This window comes from Agriterribacter humi (assembly GCF_009192765.1).
In the GTDB taxonomy this organism is placed as follows: domain Bacteria; phylum Bacteroidota; class Bacteroidia; order Chitinophagales; family Chitinophagaceae; genus Agriterribacter; species Agriterribacter humi.
The window spans coordinates 1-1,507 of the sequence record NZ_VOHQ01000029.1 but is presented as its reverse complement, the minus strand read 5'-3'; the positions used below and the strand labels follow the sequence as shown (position 1 = coordinate 1,507).

The 1,507-nt window shown below is 39.0% G+C and carries 1 protein-coding gene; it reads left to right on the top strand.

Annotated features, from left to right (window positions below; translation table 11 throughout):
• Nucleotides 1-238: 238 nt before the first annotated feature.
• A partial coding sequence (locus FRX45_RS23060; protein WP_152270847.1) for an IS110 family RNA-guided transposase occupies nucleotides 239-1,507 on the top strand: 1,269 nt, incomplete at its 3' end.

The window sequence follows — 1,507 nt, the reverse complement described above, 5'->3', positions numbered from 1 at the left end:
TTTTCTTTCAAGTGTACAGCAGTTGCAACTCCAAACCGGAAAAAGTAACTTGCCGAAGCAGTGCTATCACAAGCCGTTTTTTGTCTTGGTGCCTCAAGCCCGAGTTCAAGTCTGGCAAAGTTCTTTGAATGACAACCTGTTTTTGGTGGTGGCATCAGCCAACCCCGTTTAAGAGCGTTAATGTTATCATGAAGAACTGATAGCACTGTATTTATTGTTCATTTCTTAAATGTAAGTTATGAAAACAAAAAGCGGGTTTCCGGTTCTTTACCCTAATGCAGCGGGTATAGATGTTGCCAGCAAAGAACACTTTGTGGCGGTCAATCCAGCGATTGAACAACCCATTCGTTGTTTTGGTTCCTTTACAGAAGATTTGCATGCAATTGCTGAATGGTTGTTAGAATGCAAAGTGGATACGGTAGCTATGGAAGCAACGGGTATTTATTGGGTAAGTCTTTATCTTATTTTAGAAGAAGCCGGATTAGATGTAGTTCTGGTAAATGCCAAACATGTCAAAAACGTAAGTGGCAAGAAAAGTGATGTTAAAGATGCGGAGTGGATAAGACAACTACATAGCTGTGGATTGTTAAACGCCAGTTTTCAACCCGACAGTTTTACCAGGAAACTGCGTTGTTTTATGCGTCATCGCAAGAATCTGAGCGAAATGGCCGCTACCCACATACGCATGATGCAAAAAGCTATGGAGCAAATGAACATAAAGCTGCAAAACGTTATAGCAGATATAACCGGCAAGTCGGGGCAAGCTATTATCGCAGCTATCTTAAGTGGGGAGCGGAATACTTTAGCTTTGGTTCAGTTATTGGATGGTCGTATTAAAGCTTCAAGAGCAGATGTTGCCAAATCATTAGAAGGGGTGTGGAAAGAAGAAAATTTATTTGAGTTAGGCCAATCCTTCGAATTATATCATATCTATCGTAAAAAGATACAGGAATGTGATGATCAGATTAAGCTGCACCTAAAAGCAAAGATTGCAGAGCCAACTGAAAAAAAAGAAACTACAGTCCTCCAAAAAGAGAAAGCAAAAAGTAATAAGAATAATCTGAGCTTTGATGCAACACATATTCTAATGGAAATAACAGGGGTTGATGTAACGAAAATATTTGGTATTACAGATACAAATGCAGTAGAAATAATAAGTGAAATCGGACTGGACGTGGGTAAATGGCCCACCCACAAAAATTTTACATCCTGGTTAAATCTTGCTCCTAATAATAAAATATCAGGAGGTAAGCTTTTAAGCAGCCGAACAGGTAAGAAAAGAAATAGAGCGGGACAGATATTCAAAATGGCGGCCTTTGCCGTACAGCGAAGCAAAAACTGGTTAGCAGCATTCTATCACCGTATTAAATCAAAATCGGGAACAGCCAAAGCTATTACGGCAACAGCAAGAAAAATCGCTGTAATATTTTATATGATGCTGAAGAATAGAACCGAATTCAATCCTATACCAATTGAAAAATATACTGATAGCTTCAAAGAACAACAG